This is a genomic window from Arthrobacter ulcerisalmonis (assembly GCF_900609065.1).
GTDB lineage: Bacteria > Actinomycetota > Actinomycetes > Actinomycetales > Micrococcaceae > Arthrobacter > Arthrobacter ulcerisalmonis.
Window position 1 is genome coordinate 396092 of record NZ_UXAU01000009.1, and the last position, 19879, is coordinate 415970.

Annotated in this window: 24 protein-coding genes and 1 riboswitch; of the genes, 13 read left to right on the forward strand and 11 right to left on the reverse strand. The window is 65.2% G+C overall.

Going from position 1 to position 19879, the window contains the following annotated elements:
• The 7 genes from PSET11_RS02305 to PSET11_RS02335 all read right to left on the reverse strand — a co-directional run bounded on the left by PSET11_RS02305 (position 1) and on the right by PSET11_RS02335 (position 7800).
• Positions 1 to 498: a CoA-binding protein gene (locus tag PSET11_RS02305; RefSeq protein WP_124090336.1), complete on the reverse strand. Its 498-nt coding sequence runs from the start codon at positions 496 to 498 to the stop codon at positions 1 to 3.
• Positions 495 to 1835: an O-acetylhomoserine aminocarboxypropyltransferase/cysteine synthase family protein gene (locus PSET11_RS02310; protein WP_124090338.1), complete on the reverse strand. Its 1341-nt coding sequence runs from the start codon at positions 1833 to 1835 to the stop codon at positions 495 to 497. Before PSET11_RS02310 ends, PSET11_RS02305 begins: the two co-directional genes overlap by 4 nt.
• On the reverse strand, positions 1835 to 3025 hold the full coding sequence (sfnG, locus tag PSET11_RS02315) for a dimethylsulfone monooxygenase SfnG (RefSeq protein WP_124090340.1): 1191 nt from the start codon (positions 3023 to 3025) through the stop codon (positions 1835 to 1837). Before sfnG ends, PSET11_RS02310 begins: the two co-directional genes overlap by 1 nt.
• Entirely contained in the window at positions 3022 to 4980 is a 1959-nt protein-coding gene (gene acs / locus PSET11_RS02320; RefSeq protein ID WP_124090342.1) for an acetate--CoA ligase, read from the reverse strand. Before acs ends, sfnG begins: the two co-directional genes overlap by 4 nt.
• On the reverse strand, positions 4971 to 5873 hold the full coding sequence (locus tag PSET11_RS02325; RefSeq protein ID WP_124090344.1) for an ABC transporter permease: 903 nt from the start codon (positions 5871 to 5873) through the stop codon (positions 4971 to 4973). The genes acs and PSET11_RS02325 overlap by 10 nt, the downstream gene beginning before the upstream one ends.
• The gene (locus tag PSET11_RS02330) at positions 5873 to 6904 is read right to left on the reverse strand and encodes an aliphatic sulfonate ABC transporter substrate-binding protein (RefSeq protein ID WP_124090346.1); all 1032 of its coding nucleotides are present in this window, start codon (positions 6902 to 6904) and stop codon (positions 5873 to 5875) included. The genes PSET11_RS02325 and PSET11_RS02330 overlap by 1 nt, the downstream gene beginning before the upstream one ends.
• A gap of 77 nt (positions 6905 to 6981) precedes the next feature.
• The gene (locus PSET11_RS02335; protein ID WP_124090348.1) at positions 6982 to 7800 is read right to left on the reverse strand and encodes an ABC transporter ATP-binding protein; all 819 of its coding nucleotides are present in this window, start codon (positions 7798 to 7800) and stop codon (positions 6982 to 6984) included.
• Between the two features lie 321 nt (positions 7801 to 8121).
• Between PSET11_RS02335 and PSET11_RS02340 the strand changes: the two genes are divergently transcribed.
• Positions 8122 to 8547: a CoA-binding protein gene (locus PSET11_RS02340; protein ID WP_124090350.1), complete on the forward strand. Its 426-nt coding sequence runs from the start codon at positions 8122 to 8124 to the stop codon at positions 8545 to 8547.
• Here the strand turns inward: PSET11_RS02340 and PSET11_RS02345 are convergent.
• Positions 8544 to 9572: an isopenicillin N synthase family dioxygenase gene (locus PSET11_RS02345; protein ID WP_124090351.1), complete on the reverse strand. Its 1029-nt coding sequence runs from the start codon at positions 9570 to 9572 to the stop codon at positions 8544 to 8546. The two genes, PSET11_RS02340 and PSET11_RS02345, sit on opposite strands and share 4 nt — an antisense overlap.
• 123 nt (positions 9573 to 9695) lie before the next feature.
• Positions 9696 to 9786, forward strand: a riboswitch (SAM riboswitch).
• Here PSET11_RS02345 and PSET11_RS16720 point away from each other — a divergent pair.
• The 4 genes from PSET11_RS16720 (at position 9780) to PSET11_RS02360 (ending at position 11219) form a co-directional block, all read left to right on the forward strand.
• Positions 9780 to 9941 (forward strand): hypothetical protein, encoded by a 162-nt coding sequence (locus tag PSET11_RS16720; RefSeq protein ID WP_203415872.1) that lies wholly within the window; start codon positions 9780 to 9782, stop codon positions 9939 to 9941. (Overlaps the previous riboswitch by 7 nt.)
• Positions 9942 to 9956: 15 nt before the next feature.
• Positions 9957 to 10364 (forward strand): MmcQ/YjbR family DNA-binding protein, encoded by a 408-nt coding sequence (locus PSET11_RS02350; protein WP_124090353.1) that lies wholly within the window; start codon positions 9957 to 9959, stop codon positions 10362 to 10364.
• A complete protein-coding gene (locus tag PSET11_RS02355; RefSeq protein ID WP_124090355.1) occupies positions 10354 to 10905 on the forward strand; it encodes a DUF1990 domain-containing protein in 552 nt (183 codons plus the stop codon). The genes PSET11_RS02350 and PSET11_RS02355 overlap by 11 nt, the downstream gene beginning before the upstream one ends.
• Positions 10902 to 11219, forward strand: a complete 318-nt coding sequence (locus tag PSET11_RS02360) for a putative quinol monooxygenase (RefSeq protein WP_124090357.1) — start codon at positions 10902 to 10904, stop codon at positions 11217 to 11219. The genes PSET11_RS02355 and PSET11_RS02360 overlap by 4 nt, the downstream gene beginning before the upstream one ends.
• A 4-nt stretch (positions 11220 to 11223) precedes the next feature.
• Here PSET11_RS02360 and PSET11_RS02365 read toward each other — a convergent pair whose 3' ends face one another.
• A complete protein-coding gene (locus tag PSET11_RS02365) occupies positions 11224 to 12438 on the reverse strand; it encodes a sensor histidine kinase (RefSeq protein ID WP_124090359.1) in 1215 nt (404 codons plus the stop codon).
• 47 nt (positions 12439 to 12485) lie between these two features.
• Positions 12486 to 12689 carry a hypothetical protein gene (locus PSET11_RS16595; protein ID WP_160118950.1) on the reverse strand — a complete coding sequence of 68 codons (204 nt, stop codon included), beginning with the start codon at positions 12687 to 12689 and terminating at the stop codon, positions 12486 to 12488.
• A 109-nt stretch (positions 12690 to 12798) separates the two neighbouring features.
• Here PSET11_RS16595 and PSET11_RS02370 point away from each other — a divergent pair, with 109 nt between their 5' ends.
• The 7 genes from PSET11_RS02370 to PSET11_RS16605 all read left to right on the forward strand — a co-directional run bounded on the left by PSET11_RS02370 (position 12799) and on the right by PSET11_RS16605 (position 17741).
• Complete coding sequence (locus PSET11_RS02370; RefSeq protein ID WP_160118951.1) at positions 12799 to 13470, forward strand: response regulator transcription factor; 672 nt, start codon at positions 12799 to 12801, stop codon at positions 13468 to 13470.
• A gap of 170 nt (positions 13471 to 13640) precedes the next feature.
• The gene (locus PSET11_RS02375) at positions 13641 to 13913 is read left to right on the forward strand and encodes an uberolysin/carnocyclin family circular bacteriocin (RefSeq protein ID WP_203415873.1); all 273 of its coding nucleotides are present in this window, start codon (positions 13641 to 13643) and stop codon (positions 13911 to 13913) included.
• Positions 13914 to 13922: 9 nt separating this feature from the next.
• A complete protein-coding gene (locus PSET11_RS02380) occupies positions 13923 to 14495 on the forward strand; it encodes a hypothetical protein (RefSeq protein ID WP_124090363.1) in 573 nt (190 codons plus the stop codon).
• Positions 14496 to 14497: 2 nt separating this feature from the next.
• On the forward strand, positions 14498 to 15052 hold the full coding sequence (locus PSET11_RS02385; RefSeq protein ID WP_124090365.1) for a hypothetical protein: 555 nt from the start codon (positions 14498 to 14500) through the stop codon (positions 15050 to 15052).
• 63 nt (positions 15053 to 15115) lie between these two features.
• Complete coding sequence (locus PSET11_RS02390) at positions 15116 to 15523, forward strand: hypothetical protein (protein WP_124090367.1); 408 nt, start codon at positions 15116 to 15118, stop codon at positions 15521 to 15523.
• Positions 15520 to 17124, forward strand: coding sequence for a hypothetical protein (locus PSET11_RS16600; RefSeq protein ID WP_160118952.1), 1605 nt, complete (start codon positions 15520 to 15522; stop codon positions 17122 to 17124). The genes PSET11_RS02390 and PSET11_RS16600 overlap by 4 nt, the downstream gene beginning before the upstream one ends.
• On the forward strand, positions 17094 to 17741 hold the full coding sequence (locus PSET11_RS16605; RefSeq protein ID WP_160118953.1) for an ABC transporter ATP-binding protein: 648 nt from the start codon (positions 17094 to 17096) through the stop codon (positions 17739 to 17741). The genes PSET11_RS16600 and PSET11_RS16605 overlap by 31 nt, the downstream gene beginning before the upstream one ends.
• A 21-nt stretch (positions 17742 to 17762) precedes the next feature.
• Here PSET11_RS16605 and PSET11_RS02400 read toward each other — a convergent pair whose 3' ends face one another.
• On the reverse strand, positions 17763 to 18701 hold the full coding sequence (locus tag PSET11_RS02400) for an SDR family oxidoreductase (protein WP_124090371.1): 939 nt from the start codon (positions 18699 to 18701) through the stop codon (positions 17763 to 17765).
• A gap of 128 nt (positions 18702 to 18829) precedes the next feature.
• On the opposite strand from PSET11_RS02400, the gene PSET11_RS02405 reads away from it, so the two are divergent.
• Positions 18830 to 19789 carry a D-2-hydroxyacid dehydrogenase family protein gene (locus tag PSET11_RS02405; protein ID WP_124090372.1) on the forward strand — a complete coding sequence of 320 codons (960 nt, stop codon included), beginning with the start codon at positions 18830 to 18832 and terminating at the stop codon, positions 19787 to 19789.
• Positions 19790 to 19879 lie beyond the last annotated feature (90 nt).

Sequence of the window (19879 nt, forward strand, 5' to 3'; positions counted from 1 at the left end):
TCAGGCCAGGACTTGCCGGCGTGAGGAGATCACGCCGGTGTCGAAGCCTGCCAGGTGCAGGCCACCGTGGAAGCGAGCATGTTCAATCTTGACGCAGCGGTCCATGACCACGGTGAGGCCGGCGGCTTCGGCATCGGCGGCCACGCCTTCATGCCAGGAGCCGAGCTGCAACCACAGGGTTTTGGCTTTGGCGGCGATCGCTTCGGCCAACACGCCGGGCAGGTCATCATCCTTGCGGAAAACGTCCACAATGTCTGGGCTTTCCGGCAAATCCGCCAACGACGCGTACGTGGGCTGGCCCAAGATTTCCGTGACCACCGGGTTCACGAAGTACAACCGGTAACGCGTGGAGGACTGCAGGTAGGTGGCCACGAAGTAGCTGGCGCGGGAGGGCTTGTCCGAGGCCCCCACAATGGCGATGGACTTGGCCTCGCGGAGGAGCGCCAGGCGCTCGGGTGCGGACGGTCCCTGCCAGCTGCGTGCTGCGATGCTGCTCATGCCGATGCTCCGATCGTGCAGGAATCGTCCTGCGATGTTTCCGGCAGGGCGGTCTCCTGGGCTGCCGTCAGGGCCTGGTCCAGGTCCCAGAGGATGTCCTCGATGTCTTCGAGGCCCACGGAGATGCGAACCAGGTCTTCGGGGACACCAGCAGACACGAGCTGCTCGGGGCTGAGCTGCTGGTGCGTGGTGCTGCCCGGGTGGATGACCAGGGTGCGGGAGTCGCCCACGTTGGCCAGGTGGGAGGCGAGTTGGAGGGATTCGATGAACTTCTGCCCCGCCGCGCGGCCGCCTTTCACGCCGAAGGAGAAGACCGATCCTGGACCCTTCGGGAGGTACTTCCGGGCCCGCTCATAGTGCGGGTGCGAGGGCAGCCCGGAGAAGTTCACGTAGGCCACGCGCGGATCGGCCTCCAGCCAGTTGGCCACGGCGTCAGCGTTTTTGAGGTGCTCGTCGAGTCGTTGCGGCAGGGTTTCGACGCCCTGCAGCAGCTGGAACGCCGACTGCGGTGACAGTGCGGGGCCAATGTCGCGGAGCTGCTCCGAGCGGAGTTTGGTGAGGAAGCCGTACTCGCCAAAGTTGCCCCACCAGGAGACGTTGCCGTAGGAGGCCACCGGTTCGGTCATGGTGGGGAATTTGCCGTTGCCCCAGTTGAAGCGGCCGCTTTCGACGATCACGCCGCCCAGGGTGGTGCCGTGCCCGCCCAGGAACTTGGTGGCGGAATGGATCACAATGTCGGCGCCGTGTTCCAAGGGCCGCACCAGGTACGGCGTGCTCAAGGTGGCGTCAACCACCAGCGGGATACCGGCGTCGCGCGCTACCTTGGCCAGCCCGTCCAGGTCTTGAACCTCCGACGACGGGTTGGCCACCACCTCGACGAAAATCGCCTTGGTGTTTTCCTGGACAGCCGCGGCGTAGTCGGCGGGGTCGGTTCCCGGCACGAACGTGGTGTCCACGCCAAAGCGGCGCAGGGTCACATCCAACTGAGTGACGGTGCCGCCGTAGAGCTGGGAGGCGGCCACAATGTGATCACCCGCCTGGGTGAGCGCGGCGAAGGTGATGAACTCGGCAGCCATGCCCGAGGACGTAGCCACGGCCCCGATGCCGCCTTCAAGGGAAGCGATCCGCTCCTCAAAGGCCGCCACAGTGGGGTTGCCAATGCGGGAGTAGATGTTGCCGTACTTCTGCAGCGCGAAGAGATTGGCCGCATCCTGGGTGTCCTTGAACACGAAGGAGGTGGTCTGGTAGATGGGTACGGCACGGGCGCCATGCTCGGCGTCGGGGGTGCCGCCGGCGTGTAGGGCGCGGGTGCGGAAACCGAAGGTACGGTCAGCCATCAGGCAGCCACCTGCTGAGCCACTGGGGTGCCGGAAAGATCGAGCTCAAGGCCGTTCTTCCGGGCCAGGTCCGCCTCGAGTTCGCGGACGATCGGCAGGATGTCCTGGCCGAACGCTGCCACTTCCTCTTGGAAGTGCAGGTACCCGGTGAGGAACAGGTTCACGCCGATCTTCTTGTAAGAGACAATGCGTTCGGCGATCTGCTCGGGCGTGCCGATCAACTGGGTCTTGAAGCCGTCGTTGTACTGGACCAGGTCCTCGAAGGAGGAATCCGCCCACATGCCCTTGCCGTCCTTGGTGGAAGCGCCGGCCTCCTGCACGGCATCCCGGAAGCCCTGGACTGCCGGCTTGTGTGCCTTGGCCACGATTTCCCGCAAGGTTTCGCGGGCTTCCTTTTCGGAATCCCGGGCAATGACGAAGCCGTTGAGGCCGAATTTGGGAGCGGACAGGGCGCCTTCGGTGCCGCGCTGGGTCTCGCCGGCTGCCGCCACCACGCCGGCAATGTTTTCCTTGAAGCCTTCGAGGTCCTTGCCGTTGGAGAAGTACCAGTCGGCCACCCGGCCCGCGGTGGCCTGCGCCGCCGTCGAGTTTCCACCGAAGAAGATTTCCGGGTGCGCGCGGCCGGGAACGTCCACGGGTGCCGGGTTCAGGGTGAAGTCGGTGATGTTGTAGTACTTGCCGGACTGGCTGTACTCCTGCTCGGTCCACAGGCCGCGGAGGACTTTGATGAACTCTTCGGTGCGGACGTAGCGCTCGTCGTGTTCCAGCCATTCGAGGCCGAAGTTTTCGAACTCGGCCTTGAGCCAGCCGGAGACGATGTTGACGGCGGCGCGGCCGTTGGAGATGTGGTCGGCGGTGATGATGAATTTGGCGAGTACGCCGGGGTGCCACATACCCGGGTGGACTGCGGCGATGACCTTGAGCCGTTCGGTGGCAGCGAGCAGGGCGAGGCTGAACGAGGTCGCCTCGTGCTGCTTGTCGGCACCGTAAGACGCGGCGTAGCGGGTCTGGGTCAAGGCGTACTCGAAACCGGAGTTTTCCGCGATCTGCGCGAGTTTCTTGTTGTAATCGAAGTCCCAGCCGGTGCGCTGTTCGATGGTGGACACCACCAGCCCGCCGGAAACGTTCGGTACCCAGTAGGCGAACTTGAGGGGCTCGGCGAGCCGGGCCACGGTGCTGATCTCAGTCATGATTTTTCCTTTTCTAGCGCCCGCAGCCGCAGGCATTCCTGGATGCCGGCGATTGCCGGTTCGTTCTGCAGTGACGTGGTGTCGCCGAGGGTGGTGCCCTCGAACAGCTGGGTCAGCAGCCGGCGCATGATCTTGCCGCTGCGGGTTTTGGGGACATCGAGAACCACCACGACGTCGCGCGGCTTGGCGATGGGGCCGATCGCCTGGGCCACGTGGTTCCGCAGCTCTTCGGTGCCGGGGGTGGGGACGCCCGGTTTCGCAACGACGAACGCCACCACCGCGTGTCCCGTGGTGGGGTCGGCGACCGGACAGACCCCCGCCTCCACCACATCGGGATGGGACACCAGTGCGGATTCGATTTCGATGGTGGAGAGCAGGTGACCGGAAACGTTCAGGGTGTCGTCCACTCGGCCCAGGATCCAGATGTCGCCGTCGGCGTCGTACTTGGCGCCATCGCCGGCCAGGAACCAGCCCTGGTCAACGTAGGCGTGCCAGTACGAGTCGTAGTAGCGGCGGGGGTTGCCCCAGACGGTACGGGCAATGGCGGGCCCGGGGGAGTCCACCACAATATTGCCCTGCACGCCCGGCGGAACCTGGGTGCCGGCGTCGTCCACTACCCGCGTGCTGACGCCGGGCAGTGGCCGGGCGGCGCACCCAGGTTTGAACGTGGCGTCCGTGGGGGCGGGCGACATGATGGTGGCGCCGGTTTCGGACTGCCACCAGGTGTCCACCACCGGCGCGGTCCCAGCACCCACGTTGTCCCGCAGCCAGCGCCAAGCTTCGGGGTTGACGGCCTCGCCCACAGTTCCGAGCATCCGGATGGAGGAGAGATCGTAGGTTGCCGGAACGCCCTCCGGGAACCAGCCCATCAGCGACCGGACCAGGGTGGGGGCGGTGTAATACTGCGTGACCCGGTAGCGTTCGATGATCTCGAAGTGCCGGCCCGGGTGCGGCGTGTTGGGCGTGCCCTCGAAGATCACCTGGGTGGCGCCGTTGGCCAGCGGCCCGTAGATCTCGTACGTGTGCGCCGTGACCCAGGCAAGGTCGGCGGTGCACCAGTGCACGTCCGCGTCGCGCAGCGCGGGGTCCGGGTTGCTGAAAAGGTGCTCGAAACTCCACGCCGCCTGCGTCAGGTACCCGCCGGAGGTGTGCACCAGGCCCTTGGGCTTACCCGTGGTGCCGGAGGTGTACATGATGAACAGCGGCGTCTCGGCGTCGAACGCCTCGGGTTCGTGCACGGCTGCGGCGCGTCCGACGACGTCATGCCACCAGACGTCGCGGCCTTCGGTCATGGGGACGGAGGCAAGGTCCGCTGCCGCGGTGGTGCGGTTGATGACCAGGACGTGCTCGATGGCGTTCTCGCCGGCGACGGCCGCGTCTGCATTTTCTTTGACAGGGACCGCGGTGCCGCGGCGGAACTGGCCGTCGGTGGTGACCAGGAGCTTCGCGCCAGTGTCCTCGACCCGGAAGCGGAGGGCTTCCGCGGAGAAGCCGCCGAAAACCAGCGAGTGGACGGCGCCGATCCGGGCCACGGCCAGGGTAATGATCACGGTTTCGGGGATGACGGGGAGGTAGATGACCACCCTGTCGCCCTTGGTGATCCCCAGCGCGAGCAGCGCGTTGGCTGCTTTGGCGACTTCACGCTGGAGTTCCGCGTAGGTGATGCTGCGGCGATCGCCGGGCTCGCCCTCGAAGTGGAGGGCCACCTTGTTTCCCAGGCCGCGGTGCACGTGCCGGTCCACGCAGTTGGCAGCGACATTGAGGGTGCCGCCCGCAAACCAGGTAATGGCCGGACCAACACCGGAGGCGGAGTCTGCTGGAACCCACCCGTGGGCGGTGTGCCACGGGGTGGTCCAGTCCAACCGGCGGGCTTGTTCTTCCCAGAACGCTACGTTGTCCGGGTGGATGCCTGTGGTGGGGTCCAGGCTCAGGGTTTCGTTGGTGCTTACGCCCATCGTTTCACCGCCCACTTCTCGGCAAGACCCAGGAGGGCATCGGTGATCTTGCCGATCACTGCCAGCAGGACGATGGCCAGGAACAACCTGTCCGTGCGGCCGTTGTTTTGCGAATCGGTAAGGAGGAAGCCCAGCCCCATGGAGGACGCGATCAGTTCCGCCGCCACCAGGAACAACCAGGCCTGCGCCAGCGCCAGGCGCAGGCCGGAAAACACAGCGGGCACCACGGCGGGTAGCTGCACAGTGGTCAGCAGCCGGACACCCTTGAGGCCAAAGGCGCGGGCTGCCTCCACCAGGTTCCGGTCCACGTGGCGCAGCGCCAGCGAGACGGTGGTGAAAACGGGGAAGAAGGCGCCGATGATGATCAGGGTGACCTTCGAGTTTTCGCCGATCTTCAGCCAGAGGATCAGCAGCGGCACCCAGGCCAGTGACGGTACGGCCCGGAGGGCGCCGATGGTAGGGGCAAAGAGTGCATCGGCGATCTTCGACAGGCCAACGGTGGCGCCGAGGACCAGGCCCAAGGCGGCACCAAGCACAAAGCCGATCACCACCCGCTGGGTGGAGATGGCAATGTGGTTGCCCAATTCACCGCGGGCCAGCAACTCGCCTGCCGCGGAGAGCACCATGGCCGGCGGCGGGAGCTGGACCACACTGAAGAGGCCGGTGGAGGCGGCCAGCTGCCAGGACGCCAACAGGATCGCAGGGATGATCAGGCCAAGGGGCAGGCGCGCCCAGTTCCGCAAGCGGGCTCCAGCGGGAGACCATCCCGGTGCCGGAGCGGATGCCGAGCCGGCATCCTTCTGGGCTGCGCCTGCCAGTGTTGCGGAGGCGGCTGCAGCACGCTCATCCGCAACGCTGGAGCCGGTGGAATGTGGACTGCTGAGACTGGTCATCAGGAGTCCTTGACGGCTGACGGATCAGCCTTCTTCACCAGCGAGTCGTCGAGAAGGGAGGCCACGGCGTCGTCGATCTGCTTTTGGGTCTTGACGTCGCCGGTTTCCACGAAGGTGGGCCCGATCTTCTCCAGTACTTTGCGCTGCGCCTCGCCCGGGGCAGGGGCCACATCGAGGTTACTGCGCTCAAGGATCACGGTCTTGGCAACGGCGGGGTCCAACCCGGCCACCTTGGCCAGGATTTCAGCCGTTTTGTCCGGGTTGGCCGCAGCCCACGCGCGAGCCTTCTCGTAGGCGTTCACCACCGTCTGGGCCAGCTCCGGCTTGTCCTTGAGGAAGGATTCGGTGGCGTTCAGGAAGCCGTAGGTGTTGAAGTCGAGGTTGCGGTAGAAGAGCTTGGCACCCTTCTGCTCTGCACCGGCCATGATGGGATCCAGGCCAGACCAGGCCTGCACCGAGCCGTTCTCAAGGGCGGTCCGGCCATCGGCGTGCTGCAGGTTTTCCACCGTCACGTCGCCCGGCTTGAGGCCTGCCTGCTCGAGGGCCTGCAGGAGGAAGAAGTAGGGGTCGGTACCCTTGGTGGCCGCAACCGACTTGCCTTTGAGGTCAGCCACCGAGGTGATGCTGGACTCCGCCGGAACCACCAAGGCTGCCCACTCCGGCTGCGAGAAGATATCGATGGTCTTGATGGGTGAAGAATTGGAACGGGCCAGCAGTGCGGCTGAACCTGCGGTGGAGCCCACATCGATGGCACCCGAGCGGAGCGCCTCGTTGGCCTTGTTGGAGCCAGCGGACTGGACCCAGTTGACGGTGACGCCTTGGTCCTTCAAGCTCGCTTCCAACCAGCCCTGGTCCTTGATGACCAAGCTCAGCGGGTTGTAGGTGGCGAAGTCGATGTTCAGCGTACCGGCTGCTTTCGCCTGGCCGGTGGAGCCTTCGCCTGCGCAGCCGGTCAGCGCCAGGGCCGAGGCTGCTGCCACGGCGACTGCCCCGAGGAGCGAGCGACGGGTGAAAGGGCGTAGGTGCGGCATGGTGTTCCTTTTGTGCTGGCGGGAAGGGTGTTGGGGTGGTGCAAGAAGGCCGGCGCCCGGATATTGGCGCGGCGAGGCTAATGGCCGTCGACGCCGAGGCTGGCGAGGAGGGACGCGCGGAGGGCCGCGAGTTCGGCCGAGCCGCGGTTGCGCGGACGGCGGCCTGGAACTTCGACGGTGCGGATGATGCTCGCGCCGGGGTTGCCGTCGTCGACCGCTCCGAGGACGATGATCCGGTCCGCGAGTTGAAGGGCCTCGTCGACGTCGTGGGTCACCAGGAGCACGGTGGTGGGTTCGGCCCGGTGGATGTCCAGCAGCAGGTCCTGCATCTTGATCCGGGTGAGGGCATCGAGGGCACCGAACGGTTCGTCGAGCAGCAAGACGCTGGGGTTCCTGGCCAGGGCGCGGGCCAGCGAGGCACGCTGGGCCATGCCGCCGGAGACTTCACGCGGGCGGTGGCCGGCGAAGGCGTCCAGGCCGACAAGCTCCAGCAGGCGCGCCACCTGGGCGGCACCGGTCTTGCTGTCAGTGCCCGCCGGAAGGCCGATCGCGACGTTCCCCTGCAGCGTCTTCCACGGCAGCAGCCGCGGTTCCTGGAAGGCGAAGGCACAACGAGGATCGATGCCTTGGACAGGAGAATCGGCGATCACCACGGCGCCCGCGCTGGGGGAGTCCAGCCCGGCGGCAGCCCTGAGCAACGTTGACTTGCCGCATCCTGACGGGCCAAGGATGGCCAAGACTTCGCCGGCAGCCACCTCGAAGGTGACATCGCGGAGGACCGTGTGGGCGGTTGCACCCGCTCCGAAGGTTCGGCGCAGGCCGCGGAAGGACACCGGCAAGGCCGGGGCGCTCACGGAGAGCGGGGCAGCTGACTGGGACGTTAAGGTTGCACTCATCAGGATCACTCCATCGGTCCTGGCAGTAGCACCCTACGGAGTCAGGCCGCGTTGTCCAGAGTGGTCAGTTCCGGATACCCAGGGCCAGGTCCTTGTTATCGAATGGCGTTGGGAACACCACTCGACCAGGGTTGCTGCGGCTTCATCGATCCAGGTCTCTCGGCCGCTCGGGATGGTCACTACCAACTAGACCCGAGGCGAAGCTGACAATCCAAATTTTGCGAAGACCTGCGTAATGTTCGTTCATATCGCTGATGAGTGCCGAAAATCAGTCAAATATTCGACGGTTCCCATCGTGGCATATCGACGTAGGCTTGCTTCATGAGCCACACGAACGATCCTGCAGTCATTGAGCGCCTGATGCGAACCAAAGGCCGCTGGGCGATTGTGGGCCTGACCACCAATGAATGGCGGGCAGCGTACGATGTTTCGTTGCTCATCCGCGACAGGTTGGGCATGGAGATCGTCCCGGTGAACCTGCCCGGTGACGCTGTGCACGGCGAAGTGGGGTACAGCAGCCTGGCCGAGATTCCGGCAGCGAAGCAGCCCATCGACGTCGTGGACTGCTTTGTGAATTCCCAGAAGGTGGGTGCGGTGGTGGATCAGGCGATCGCCATTGGCGCCAAAGCCGTCTGGCTGCAGCTGGGCGTGATCGACGAAGCCGCCGCGGCGCGTGCCGCCGCAGCAGGCCTCGACGTGGTGATGAATACCTGCCCCGCGCAGCAGGCCGGACGGTTCAACCTCTAGCTGGCGATAAGTTCCGGGTAGTGTCGCTCGGTCACGTCCGGGTGTGCACGCATCCGGCCCTTGAGCATGTTCAGGCCGAACGAGGCCAGCATAGGGTTGCTGGGGTCATCAGAGAGGCCGCGGGCTTGTGCCTTGAGCTCGGGGGAGAGCGGTACGGGTTCGATGACTGCGTCGAGGCGTGGTGACCAGAAGAACGGCACCGAGTAGCGGTCCACGCCAGCCGGCGGAGCCTTGACGCGGTGGATGGTGGCAGCCAGGAAGCCTTCCGTTGCCACCTCAAGCATTTCGCCAAGGTTGACCACCAGCGCACCCGGGATAGGCTCCACCGTTGCCCACTCGGTGGTGCCGGGCGGCAGCACCTCAAGCCCGCCCACCTCGTCCTGCAGGAGCAGCGTCACAAAGCCATAGTCGGCATGGGAACCCACGCCTTGGTCGCCTGCTGCGGCTACCACGCCGCCCACGTAGTGTACGAGTTTGCCCATCCAGGCGGGCTGGTCACCGAATGGTTCGTCGAAGTGGTTTTCCGGCAGGTCCAGCGAAACGGCGATGCCGCGGAGCAGTTCCATGCCAACATCTGACATCAACTGCGCCCACGCCATGGCCATGGGTTCGAGCTCCGGCAGGGCCTCATCCGGCCACAGGTTGTGGCCCTGGAGCAGCCAGTATGGCTGGTCGGCGGGGTAGTCCTTGACCGGCTCACGCTCGGGGGAGTAGTCGATTTGCTCGCGGGCGTCAGCCTTGCCCTGGGTGACCTCGGTGCCCATTCGGGTGTAGCCGCGGAAGTGTGGCGAAAGCCGGTTGTCCAGCTTCATCCGCTCCTCGAGGGGCAGGTTGAAGAGCCGCTTGAGCATGGCGAGCATGTCATCAGCCTGGGTGGGCGTAGCGCCGTACCCGGTGATCTGGAAGAAGCCAACGTTGTGCGCGGCGTCGCGCAGCCTGTCGATGAATTCCGGGCTGAACCCGCCATTGGGCTCGCGCGCGGTACTCATGTCGAGGACGGGAATGGTGGCTTGATCTGGGGACATATTTGCAGATTAGCACCGTACGTTACGCCATGGACGGGTTTCATTTAGCCAGGTTTCGCCGTCTTACGGCAGGTTACTTTCGGCTTTTCTTTTCGCGTTCGGTCTATGCCAGATTCGTCGTTGTAACCATCTTGAGCGGCTGAGAGACCTGGCTCCGTGACGCCGCAGCAACCCCCTCCTTCGAGGACGGTGCTACCGCCAGGACCGATGGAGAACTTCGTGTTCCCGTTGGTGGGCTGCGAACTCTCACGCCCGCACCATATCCATAATCCCGCAGTGTTCGAGGCCAAAATGGTGGGCGATTTTGAGGTCAATGGCACCCGACCAGTCGGCCTGAACAGCATCGGAGATGCCCCGGGCGCCAGATAGCCGTAGCCTGACTTCATGGACGCGGCCACGCTTCGCACACTGTGCTTGTCATTCCCCGGTGCTTTCGAGGACTTTCCGTTTGGCCCCGAGACCTCCGTCTTTAAGGTCAAGGCCCAGGTGGCTGGCGGTGCCCGGCATGAGGCCAAGCTCTTCGCCATGGCGGCACTGGACGCGCCGGAGCTGACTGTCAGCCTCAAATGCGAGCCGGCGTTGGCTGAACAGTTGCGGGCAGCGAACCCCGAGATTACCGGGGCCTGGCATATGAACAAGACGCATTGGAACGGCGTGCGGCTCGACGGTGACTTGGCCGACGCCATGGTCCAGGACATGGTGGAGGACTCGTACGATCTGGTGGTGGCCACGCTGAGCCGCAAGCAGCAGGAGCAGCTGGGATGGGCGAGGGTGGTGCGCGGTGAAGGCTGATGCTCCGCCGCCGGCCGGCCGACTCAACTACCCCGGCGTGGGTGGCACCGAGCATGGTGTGGCGCCAGCAGGTTTCAACCACGTTCTATCAGTAGTGGAGTTGGGCAACGGGGCGGAGCTGTACCAGCGGGTAGCGGCGGGCATTCTGGGGTGGGAGTTGCAGCGCAGGGCAGGCCTCCGGGTCCAGGCGGATTCGCCCGTGGCGATTCCCGGCGCGCGCGTGGTGAGCGGATTCGGCGTCGGGCCCTTCCGTCTTAACGCGCCCTGCGAGGTGGTCTGGGTCCGGCAGCCCACGGACCAGCCGGGGCGGGCAGGGTTTGGCTACGGAACCCTCCCCGGACATCCAGCCAGCGGCGAGGAGTCCTTCGAGGTGGTCCTCGCGGACACCGGCGCCGTGACACTGCAGATCAGGGCCTTCAGCAGGCCGGCGAATTGGTTCTACACGGCCGGCGCACCGGTGACGGCCGCCGCCCAGCGGCACGTTACTGCCCGGTACATTGAAGGGGCACTCTCGCTTTCAACGGAAGGACATTCGCTGTGATTTTCATTGTGGTCAAATTCAAGGTCAAGCCCGACTGGTCCGAACGCTGGCTCGACTTGGTGGACAGTTTCACGCAGGCGACCCGGCAAGAGCCCGGAAACCTCTGGTTTGACTGGTCCCGGAGCGTTGCGGACGCCAACGAGTTCGTCCTGGTGGAAGCCTTCAAGGACGGCGCTGCCGGCGATCACGTCAACAGCGAGCATTTCAAGCAAGCCATGATCGACATGCGCCCGGCGCTGGTGGAGACGCCGCGCATCATCAGCCGCGAGGTCGACGGCGAGGGCTGGGACACCATGGGCGAACTCACCATCTGAGGACTCAGCTGGGCAGCGCCCGGGCGGCGTCGAAAGGCACCACCGCGGCGACCACCCATTGTGTTCCGCTGGTTTCCGCAGCCAGGGTGCCGCCCAGCCGTTCCACCCGCTCGTGCATGAAGCCGAGCCCGAATCCACTGTTGGGGATCCTGGACGCGTGGCCGGTGGCCTGGGCGCCGTTCGCGATGCGGAGTTCGAGAGCCTCGGGCCCGGCCGTGATTCGGATGTCCACTGTGGAACCGGGGGCGGCATGGACGATCACATTGGTTCCGCATTCTCGCAGGACCGGGAGCATGCCCAGCTGGATGTTGGCCGGAAGCGCGTCCAGGTCGCCGGTCACGGCAAGCGTGACGGGATAGCCCAGCCGTCGCAGGTGGCCTGCGATGTTGTCGGCTGAGGTGGCCAGCGATGCCGCGACGGGTTCTGCGGGCTGTGCCGTCGGCGGTGACAGGACCCGCATCATGGAGCGGAGGTCAGCCAACGCAGTGTGTGCTGCCTCGGAGATTGCCTCGAGGCTTTGCCGCTGCCGCCCCGGATCGGGTGTGGACAGGGCTGCGTCCGCCTGTAGCGCGATGATGGTGACATCGTGGGCAATCACATCGTGGAGATCCCGGGTCATCTGCCGACGGCTGGCAGCCAGCAGCTCGGCATGATCCAGTTTGGCGCGTATGTTGGCTGCCGTTGAATCCGCCAGTTGCTCCCTGGACCGCACACCGGCACGGCAGATTCCGAATAACAGTGCCACTGCCACTGCCAGGACCACATTGATGATCAGGTAGTCCTGTGGAATGAGGGCAGCATTGATCGTCAGCCAGGCGAGCACCGCCACCAGGATCGCAGTGCTGACCCGCCGACTGCCCGCGAAAGCGGACACCAGGACGGTGAGGGCCAGGAAGAAAAGGGCGGGCGACGCCGGGACGGCCAGTTCGAAACAAGCCCCCGCCAGGGTGATGGCGGCACCTTGCCAGCAGCGGACGGTGGCCAGCAGCGGCCCCAGCGTGAGCAGAACCAGGCCGATCACCGGCAGGTATGCCACCGCCGTCGCCGCATTGGCGGCCCCAGCCACAGCGGCTGGAAGGTCCGTCAGTAACGACCACAGCGACAACACCGCAACTGCTACCCGCCACGCAATAGGAAGCGGGCGGGTAGCAAACGTCCCCTGGAAAGCGGCGGGCAACGGGCTGGCAGGCTTCCGGAGGCGCTGACGTGTGGGCTGCATGAAGCAACCGTACCGAACAGCTCCGCCCCATCCCGAGCGGCGATCGGTCAGCAGAGGCGCAACAGCAGGCAGCGGATGCGATTGATCTCATCGAACATGCCGTTCGGCGAAGCAGTCTGGCCGCCCTTGGCCACCGCGGCGCCAAGCACCGGCGCTGACGCTGTTGGCGGTGCGGCAACAGCCGCAACTGGAGCCGCCGCCAGGAGTGCGGCAATGCAGACGGCAGAGGCTGCTGAACGGAAATGCTTCACGTGGTTTCCCCAATCAATGGATAAAAAAGCTGTCCTGCCCAGTATTTTCTGCCGCTACTCATCTGAACAGCTACGAAAGTCTCCATTCCGGGTCGCCTATAGTCGAGGAGTGGACGAACAAAGCGGGCGGGACATCCAGGTCCTTGTGGTGGAGGACCAGGCACTGATGAGCCAGGCGTTGGCGATGTTTGTCGATGCTGGCCACGGGATGCGCTGCGTGGGCATCGCGGAGGACGGCGCAGCGGCTGTGCGAATGACCGCCGAGCTGCAACCCGACGTCGTCCTGATGGATATGCAGCTCCCGGTCATGGACGGCGTGGAGGCCACCCGGCGGATCGCTGCTGCCCAGCATGTGCCGGCGATCGTCGCGGTCACCACGTTCGCCACCGAGGAATACCTGTTACCGGCGTTCCGCGCGGGCGTCCAGGGGTTTATCGTGAAGGATTCCCGGCCGCACGAAGTAGCCGCCGCCGTCGTGCAGGCCTTCGAGGGCAGCATGCCGGTGAGCCCGCAGGTTTCGCGTGCCCTGGTGCAACTCGCGGTGACCCAACCGGACCGCAGTGCGGACGCGAAGGAGCTGCCGGAGCCGCTGACGCCGCGCGAACGGGAGGTCCTGGCGTGCCTGGGCCAAGGCATGTCCAACCAGGAGATCGCGGCCGAGCTGTTCGTGACCGAGGCGACGGTCAAAGCGCACGTGGGCCGGCTGATGGCCAAATTCGGGGTTGATAACCGCGTGAAACTTGTGGTCAACGGCGTCCGGCTGGGCTTACTGACGCTCTGATTCGCTGCTGCTCCCGGCCCTCTGGCGAACGGACGTAGCCGAAAGTAGCCCCTCGCGGCGCCATAGTGTGGACTTTTGGCCGACGCGCTGCGCACCGTCCCCTTCCTAGGCTTGCATCACCGGCAGGACATGCTCGGTGCAGGGACAAGCGTTACTCAAAAGGGGACATCATGAAAAGTAAGGTACAGCGGGCAACAACGGTGGCCATCGCGGCCGGCATCGCAGCCCTCGGTTTGGTAGTGGGCGGTGTGGCCCTGGCATGGGTTGCAGGCTCGCTGGGAATCTCGACGGCGGCGGCCAGCCAGATCGTCAATGCCGTACAGGTCGGTGGACTGGCATTGACGCTGGTTGGCGCGGCGTTCGGCTTCGGCGTGGGCAGCGCCCTGGTGGCCACCATCCGGTGGTACATCCTCCGCAAGGGCAAAGCAGTAGCAGTAGCCTAGGCCGCAGCGATGATGATGATCAGCTCCGTCCGAAGAAACATCGTGCTGCCGCGGGTGGACATGCCCATATTTGCAGGTTCGCTGGCGCTCAGCGGTGCGCTCTTCGCGGCGGGGCTGATCATCGGCTTCCAAAACTTCTCCTTCCTCGGCTCCGCTGCCGCCAGCGACGCGCCGAGCCTCGGCTGGGACTTCGGCTCGATCCTGGCCCGAAACTTCGGTGCCGCGTGCCTGCTGTTCGCCGGAGTCCTCACCGGCGGCGTGATCACCTTGATCACGTTGCCCATGATCGGCCTCTACGTCGGCGCCACCGCGCAAGTGGGGGTAACGGTGGCGGGCGCCCCGGCTCTCCTGGGCGCCGTGGCCTGGTACATACCCTTCGAATTCGTCGGCTGCCTGATGGCTGCGGCGGCGGGGATCTACCCGGTACTCGCCGGCCTCCGCAGGAAGCGCTCGCAGGCCACCGTGATCGGCACCTACGCGGCCTCGTTGACCGGCGCACTGGTGCTGTTTGCAGCTGGTGCGGTGCTGATTGTGCTTGGTGCCGGTATTGAAACATTCGTCATCTCTACCTCCGGAAGGTAACCATGGCCGCCTTACCACTTGCCCCACCCGTCGAAGCACGTCAGACCCGCCCGAGTGCCACCTCAGCCATCATCCGTTGGGCTGTTTTCCTCGGTGGCATGGGGCTGATCCTGCTGCGCATTCCACAGACCGAGGCCATGCTGGCGCAACAGATTCCGCAGACTGCGCCCGCTGACATGGAACCCGAACTCGTCCGCCTGTCCGTGTCGGTGGCGTTGCTGCTGGGGACTATCGCCTTCGGCATTGTCCTGGCCATGTACCTGGGTTTCGCCGCCATCCTGGAACGCAAGCTGTTCCCCGGTGAGCTGCGATTTGGCAGGAACCTCCGGCTTGGGCTCTTCACGGCGGTCATCATTGCCGCCGTCGTGCCCGTCCAGCTCTGGTCCATGGCCAGCGGCGGCATGCCGTCCTCGGCGCTGAAGGCGGCTCCCGTCATTGCCTGCTGCCTCGGCGTGCTGGTCCTGTATCGTCGGTCCCTCCGGGACGCTGGCCGGGCCCGTGCAATCCTTGCCGGACTGGGCGCAGTTGCCTTGGGCGCCGCCGTCGCGATCGTCTGACCCGTAACTGCTTTTCGCGGTTGACCCGCATCTGACACCAGAGACTCATCGAGGACAGGAACCATGACACTCAAAACCAACCACGTGCGCGTATTGCTCGCCGTCATCGCCCTCTGTGGAGCTGGCATGCTGGCCGCCTTCCTTGCCGATGACAGCCTCTTGGCCCGGTCCGAACTGGGCGGTTTTTCGTCGGTTTTGGCCATGGTGCTGGGAATCGGTGCACTGGCGATTCCGCTGTTGGGACTTGCTGGCAGGTTGTCAGATCCCACCCGGATCCGGAGTGTCATCTTCCTGGTGGTCCCGCTGCTGACCTTGGCTGTGTTCCTTGACCCCAGGTTCGACGTATTTCCCGTCCGGATTCTGTGCCTGGTGGGGATGATATTGGCTTTCGCCGGCACCGTGGTGGTGCTTTTCCACGCTATGGGCGACAAGAAGACCGGTGCGCGGGGCGCCCCCAGCCGATTCTCATGACGCACACAGTGGCTAGCGCGGTTACGGGGGCCGGCATTGTGGACGCAGTTGCCCCCTTGCGTGGCCGAACCAGGGTTCGGCTCGCGTTGCTGGCTGACTTGCGATGCGCTGAACTGGCCAATGCCCTCGGTTTGGCCTGGCGGCTCAGCAATCTCAAGCGCGTGCTGTTCCTGGCCGTAGCAGCGATGGTGGTGCTGATCCCGGCGGCTGCTTTCGGGTTTGCACGCCTTTTTGCGCTCGTCTCAACACAGGCTCCGGCGCCAGCGTTGCTGGTTCCGCTCGCCAGCGTGCTCATCTTCACTTCCGGGGCCGGACTGCTCTGGTCCGAGATTATGGGGAAGTATCGCACCAGCGTGTCGGGGCATCCCAACATTTCGTTCTTCCGCTCACTGGACATCCCGGCGCTCCTGGTTCACACCGTCTACGTGGTTCCCCGGCTGGGACTGGCCATGGGTTTCTGGCTGCTGGCCAGCAGCGGGTTCCTGGCGGGCCTGCTTTCGACTGGACCAGCCGGACCATGGATCCTCATTGCGGGAGCGGGGATGCTGCTGCAACCGCTGCTCTGGTTTGCGGCCGCCATCCTGGCAAGCCTGTGGCTCGCCAGCCGGAACCCTGCTGCTGGATTGAGCTTTGGCTGGGGAGTGCTTTTCGCTCTGCTCGCCGGCGGGACTGTGGGTTGGTTGGTCGCTGGGATCCTGCCGACGTTCAATGTGGGGGTCGAGCCCGTCCTCGCCGCCCCAAGCCACGAGGTTCCTGGCCAGGAGCACGGACTGGCTGCCGTTGTGGCCCTTACCGTTGCTGTGCTCATCCTTGCGGGGCTTGGTTTACCGGCCGCCAAGGTTTTGCGCCGCCGTTCGTTCGTGTTGGCAGCCGTGGGGGCTGGCATGCGCGGTGGCAGCAGACCGGTCACCGGGGTGCTCGCCGGGACCCTGGCGTGGTTTTGGCTGCGCACGCTCCGCCGCCAACGCCTGGCGAGCTGGCGGAAGCTGGCTGAAAACCGGACCGGCTGGGTGCTGTGCGCCGTGATTGGTGCCCTGCTGGCCCTTCGCCTGAGCGGCGCCTGGGAGCGTGCAGGGCTCGACGGCGTCCTCGCACCGCTGCAATCCGCAGCGTTACCTACGGTGGCGCTGGCCGCCGTCGTGCTCGGTATCGCCGTTGCCGAGCTGACGTTGGGGGATCTGAGCCGACGCGTGGTGGGGCCTGCCCTGCGGGCCGCCGTCGAACTCGGGGCCCCTGTGCGGATCGCCACCGCCGTGCACGCGGCAAGCCTGTTTGGCCCTGCCTTGATGGTGGGTGCGCTGGCATCGGTACTGGTGGGAGTCCTGCTGGGGTGGCCGCTGGCTGCCGTCCCGGTCATCATCGCGGCAGGGGCGTGCGCCGGATCCATCCTCGCGGAGCACATTTTCCCGCCGCCCCGGACCGTGGATGGTGGGGCAGGGGAGTCGGTGGCCACGGCCCTCACCAGCCTCGTCCTGGCTACCCTCCCGGCGATCTGGACCCTGCTGGTTCCCGCCTTTTCCGTTGTTTTGCTGCCGCTCACTGCTGCGGCCCTAGTGGGAGGAGCGCTGTGGTGCGTTCGTCGAAACCTGATCACTTTGTAGAGCTGCAGGCCCTGGACGCTGGCTATGTCCCGGACAAGCCGGTGCTGCGGGGCGTGGACCTTGCCTTGTCTGAGCCCGGGATCGTCCATGTTGCCGGTCCCAACGGCTCCGGCAAGTCCACCTTGGTTGAGGTACTCAGCGGCTATCTGTTGCCCGCTGCGGGCAGCGCCCTCGTGTCCGGACTGGCTGCTTCCTCAGCGCAGGCGCACCTGCATCGACGGATCTGCCGGACCGAACCGGCGCTGTACCCCATGATGAGCGTCAGGGATCACCTGATCTTCGCCAGCCGATGGTGCGGGGCTGATCCGCAGGAGGCACTCGACCGGGCGGAGTCGTACGGCCTGGGCGAGTGGTTGGACCACGCGGCAGAGACCCTGTCCACCGGAAACCGCCGGCGGCTCTGGATCATCCAATGCACCGTGGGCTCCTTCAGTACAGTCGTCCTGGATGAGCCGTTCAATGGGCTGGACCAGGCCTCCGAAGCGGTTCTCGCCGCCGAACTGCACGCCTGGAGCGATACGCGGTGCGTTGTCCTGGTGGCGCACCAGCCCCCACCGGTGCTGCACGTTGACCGGGTCCTTGCTTGGCCACCCGCGCCATTGGCCAACGTTTCCTGATTGCCCCTCGGGGGGCTATGTCTAGGGGAAGGCGATGTTGGTGAGTTGCTCGGAGACACTCCACAGCCGCGCGGCCTCCTCGGTGCTGCGGAGCCGGGAGTAGAGAGCTTGCTCGGCGGGCTGTCCGCCGAGGTGACCGGGCCCGCTGGGCCCGTAAAGCGCGCCGGCCTTGGCTTCAGGGGACGTTGCGGCCATCAGGGCTGGCAGCCCCGCGGTCTCGACTGTTCCCATCAAAATGCCGCGATTTGAGAGGGCATGGACGAGTTTGCGTCCGAGCGTGTCGTGGCTGCGACCCAGTTCGGGCCGGGCAGCCAGCAGGTTGGTGGGAGCGACACCGGGGTGGGCGAGATTGCTGCTGAGGCCCCACTTGTTGGCCTGGCTGCGGCGATCCAACTCAAGGGCAAACAGTCCAAAGGCTATCTTGGACTGGCTGTAGGCGGCCATACCGTTATATGACTTCTCCCAGTTAAGGTCGTCCCAATTGATGCTTCCACGGTTTGCGGCGACGCTGATCTGCGAGGTCACCCGTGCCTTACCGTCGCGGAGCAGTGGCAGCAGGTGCGCCACGAGGGCGAAGTGCCCCAGATAGTTGGAGCCGAACTGAAGTTCCAATCCATCACTTGTTTCCTGCCGGTCCGGTGGTGTCATGACTCCGGCATTGTTGATGAGGATGTGGATCGGTTTGCCGTCGTCCCGCAGGTCCCGTCCCAGGGCTTCGACCGAGGCCAACGAGGACAGGTCCAGGTCGCGGAGCCCAACATCGGCAGTGGGGACGGTTTCCTTGATCCTGGCGATCGCCCGCTCGCCTTTGACGCGGTTGCGGACGGGCATGAGGACCTCGGCGCCAGCTGCGGCCAGGCGTGACGCGATCCCTAGGCCCATCCCGTCACTCGCACCGGTGACCACCGCCCGCTTCCCGGACAGGTCAGGGACGGTGATGCTGATATTCCTACGTGGCATGGTTCACTCCTGATGGACGGCTGTTGCCCAAATGTCGCTGACACGTTCAGCTTAAGACCGTGGACTCCAGTGTGGGGTTCGGATGAACTGGGGACAATGGAGTTGGATCAAACCAGGAAGGTACCACCATGACGCTGAAGTGCGCGGTTATTGATGATTACCAGGAAGCTTCGCGCAGATTCGGCGGGTGGGACTACGTTGCCGACCAGGTCGAGCTCAGCGTTTTTACCGATCACCTCGACGACGAAGACGCCGTTGCTGCCCGTCTGGCCGGCTTTGACGTGCTGGTGATCATGCGCGAACGGACACCCTTCCCAGCGTCCCTGTTGAAACGCCTGCCTAACCTGAAACTGCTGATCACCAGTGGCATGCGAAATGCCGCAATCGACCTTGTGGCAGCGCGTGCCCTGGGCGTGACCGTCTGCGGAACGGCCAGCAATTCCCAGCCTCCCGCCGAGCTGACGTGGGCGCTGATCCTGGGGCTGGCCCGCCACCTGACGGTGGAGACCACGGCGTTTCGCAGCAATGGGCGGTGGCAGCAGACCGTGGGCATGGACTTGCACGGAGCAACGCTTGGCCTTCTGGGACTTGGCAAGATCGGTTCGCAAATCGCGCAAGTGGGCATGGCGTTCGGCATGGATGTTGTTGCTTGGAGCGCAAACCTGACTGCCGAAAGGGCCGCGGCTGCAGGAGTCCGGTTGGCAGCATCCAAAGATGAGTTGTTGGCCGAAGCCGACATCGTGTCGCTGCACCTGGTCCTGGGAGAGCGGACCAGGGACCTGGTGGGAGAGCGCGAGCTGGCGCTGATGAAACCGAGCTCCTATCTGATCAACACCTCCCGGGCTGGGCTGGTGGACCAGGCGGCACTCGTGAGCGCCCTTGCCGAACGGCGCATTGCTGGCGCCGGTCTGGACGTCTTCGACGCCGAACCGCTCCCGCACGATTCACCGTTCCGCGACCTGCCCAACGTGCTGGCTACACCGCACCTTGGCTACGTCACGGACCGGAACTACCGCGGCTACTTTGAGCAAGCCGTGGAAGACATCCAGGCCTTACTTGAGGGAGCCCCGATCCGGGTCCTCAACTGAGCGTCGGATCCAATCTGCGGCCGCCCGTTAAACGACATTTGCCCCGTAATCTCCCAGCCGAATCAGGCAGAGAGGTTACGGGGCAAACGT

Bases quoted from the DNA above. Each gene is read 5' to 3' on its own strand.
- PSET11_RS02385 (WP_124090365.1), top strand. From the start codon at position 14,498: ATGGCCGCCTTACCACTTGCCCCACCCGTCGAAGCACGTCAGACCCGC.
- PSET11_RS02345 (WP_124090351.1), bottom strand. From the start codon at position 9,572: ATGTCCCCAGATCAAGCCACCATTCCCGTCCTCGACATGAGTACCGCG.
- PSET11_RS16600 (WP_160118952.1), top strand. From the start codon at position 15,520: ATGACGCACACAGTGGCTAGCGCGGTTACGGGGGCCGGCATTGTGGAC.
- sfnG (WP_124090340.1), bottom strand. From the start codon at position 3,025: ATGACTGAGATCAGCACCGTGGCCCGGCTCGCCGAGCCCCTCAAGTTC.
- PSET11_RS02335 (WP_124090348.1), bottom strand. From the start codon at position 7,800: ATGAGTGCAACCTTAACGTCCCAGTCAGCTGCCCCGCTCTCCGTGAGC.
- PSET11_RS02405 (WP_124090372.1), top strand. From the start codon at position 18,830: ATGACGCTGAAGTGCGCGGTTATTGATGATTACCAGGAAGCTTCGCGC.
- PSET11_RS02305 (WP_124090336.1), bottom strand. From the start codon at position 498: ATGAGCAGCATCGCAGCACGCAGCTGGCAGGGACCGTCCGCACCCGAG.
- PSET11_RS02350 (WP_124090353.1), top strand. From the start codon at position 9,957: ATGGACGCGGCCACGCTTCGCACACTGTGCTTGTCATTCCCCGGTGCT.
- PSET11_RS02325 (WP_124090344.1), bottom strand. From the start codon at position 5,873: ATGACCAGTCTCAGCAGTCCACATTCCACCGGCTCCAGCGTTGCGGAT.
- PSET11_RS16720 (WP_203415872.1), top strand. From the start codon at position 9,780: ATGGAGAACTTCGTGTTCCCGTTGGTGGGCTGCGAACTCTCACGCCCG.
- acs (WP_124090342.1), bottom strand. From the start codon at position 4,980: ATGGGCGTAAGCACCAACGAAACCCTGAGCCTGGACCCCACCACAGGC.
- PSET11_RS02400 (WP_124090371.1), bottom strand. From the start codon at position 18,701: ATGCCACGTAGGAATATCAGCATCACCGTCCCTGACCTGTCCGGGAAG.
- PSET11_RS02310 (WP_124090338.1), bottom strand. From the start codon at position 1,835: ATGGCTGACCGTACCTTCGGTTTCCGCACCCGCGCCCTACACGCCGGC.
- PSET11_RS02390 (WP_124090367.1), top strand. From the start codon at position 15,116: ATGACACTCAAAACCAACCACGTGCGCGTATTGCTCGCCGTCATCGCC.
- PSET11_RS02330 (WP_124090346.1), bottom strand. From the start codon at position 6,904: ATGCCGCACCTACGCCCTTTCACCCGTCGCTCGCTCCTCGGGGCAGTC.
- PSET11_RS02375 (WP_203415873.1), top strand. From the start codon at position 13,641: ATGAAAAGTAAGGTACAGCGGGCAACAACGGTGGCCATCGCGGCCGGC.
- PSET11_RS02340 (WP_124090350.1), top strand. From the start codon at position 8,122: ATGAGCCACACGAACGATCCTGCAGTCATTGAGCGCCTGATGCGAACC.
- PSET11_RS02380 (WP_124090363.1), top strand. From the start codon at position 13,923: ATGATGATGATCAGCTCCGTCCGAAGAAACATCGTGCTGCCGCGGGTG.
- PSET11_RS02365 (WP_124090359.1), bottom strand. From the start codon at position 12,438: ATGCAGCCCACACGTCAGCGCCTCCGGAAGCCTGCCAGCCCGTTGCCC.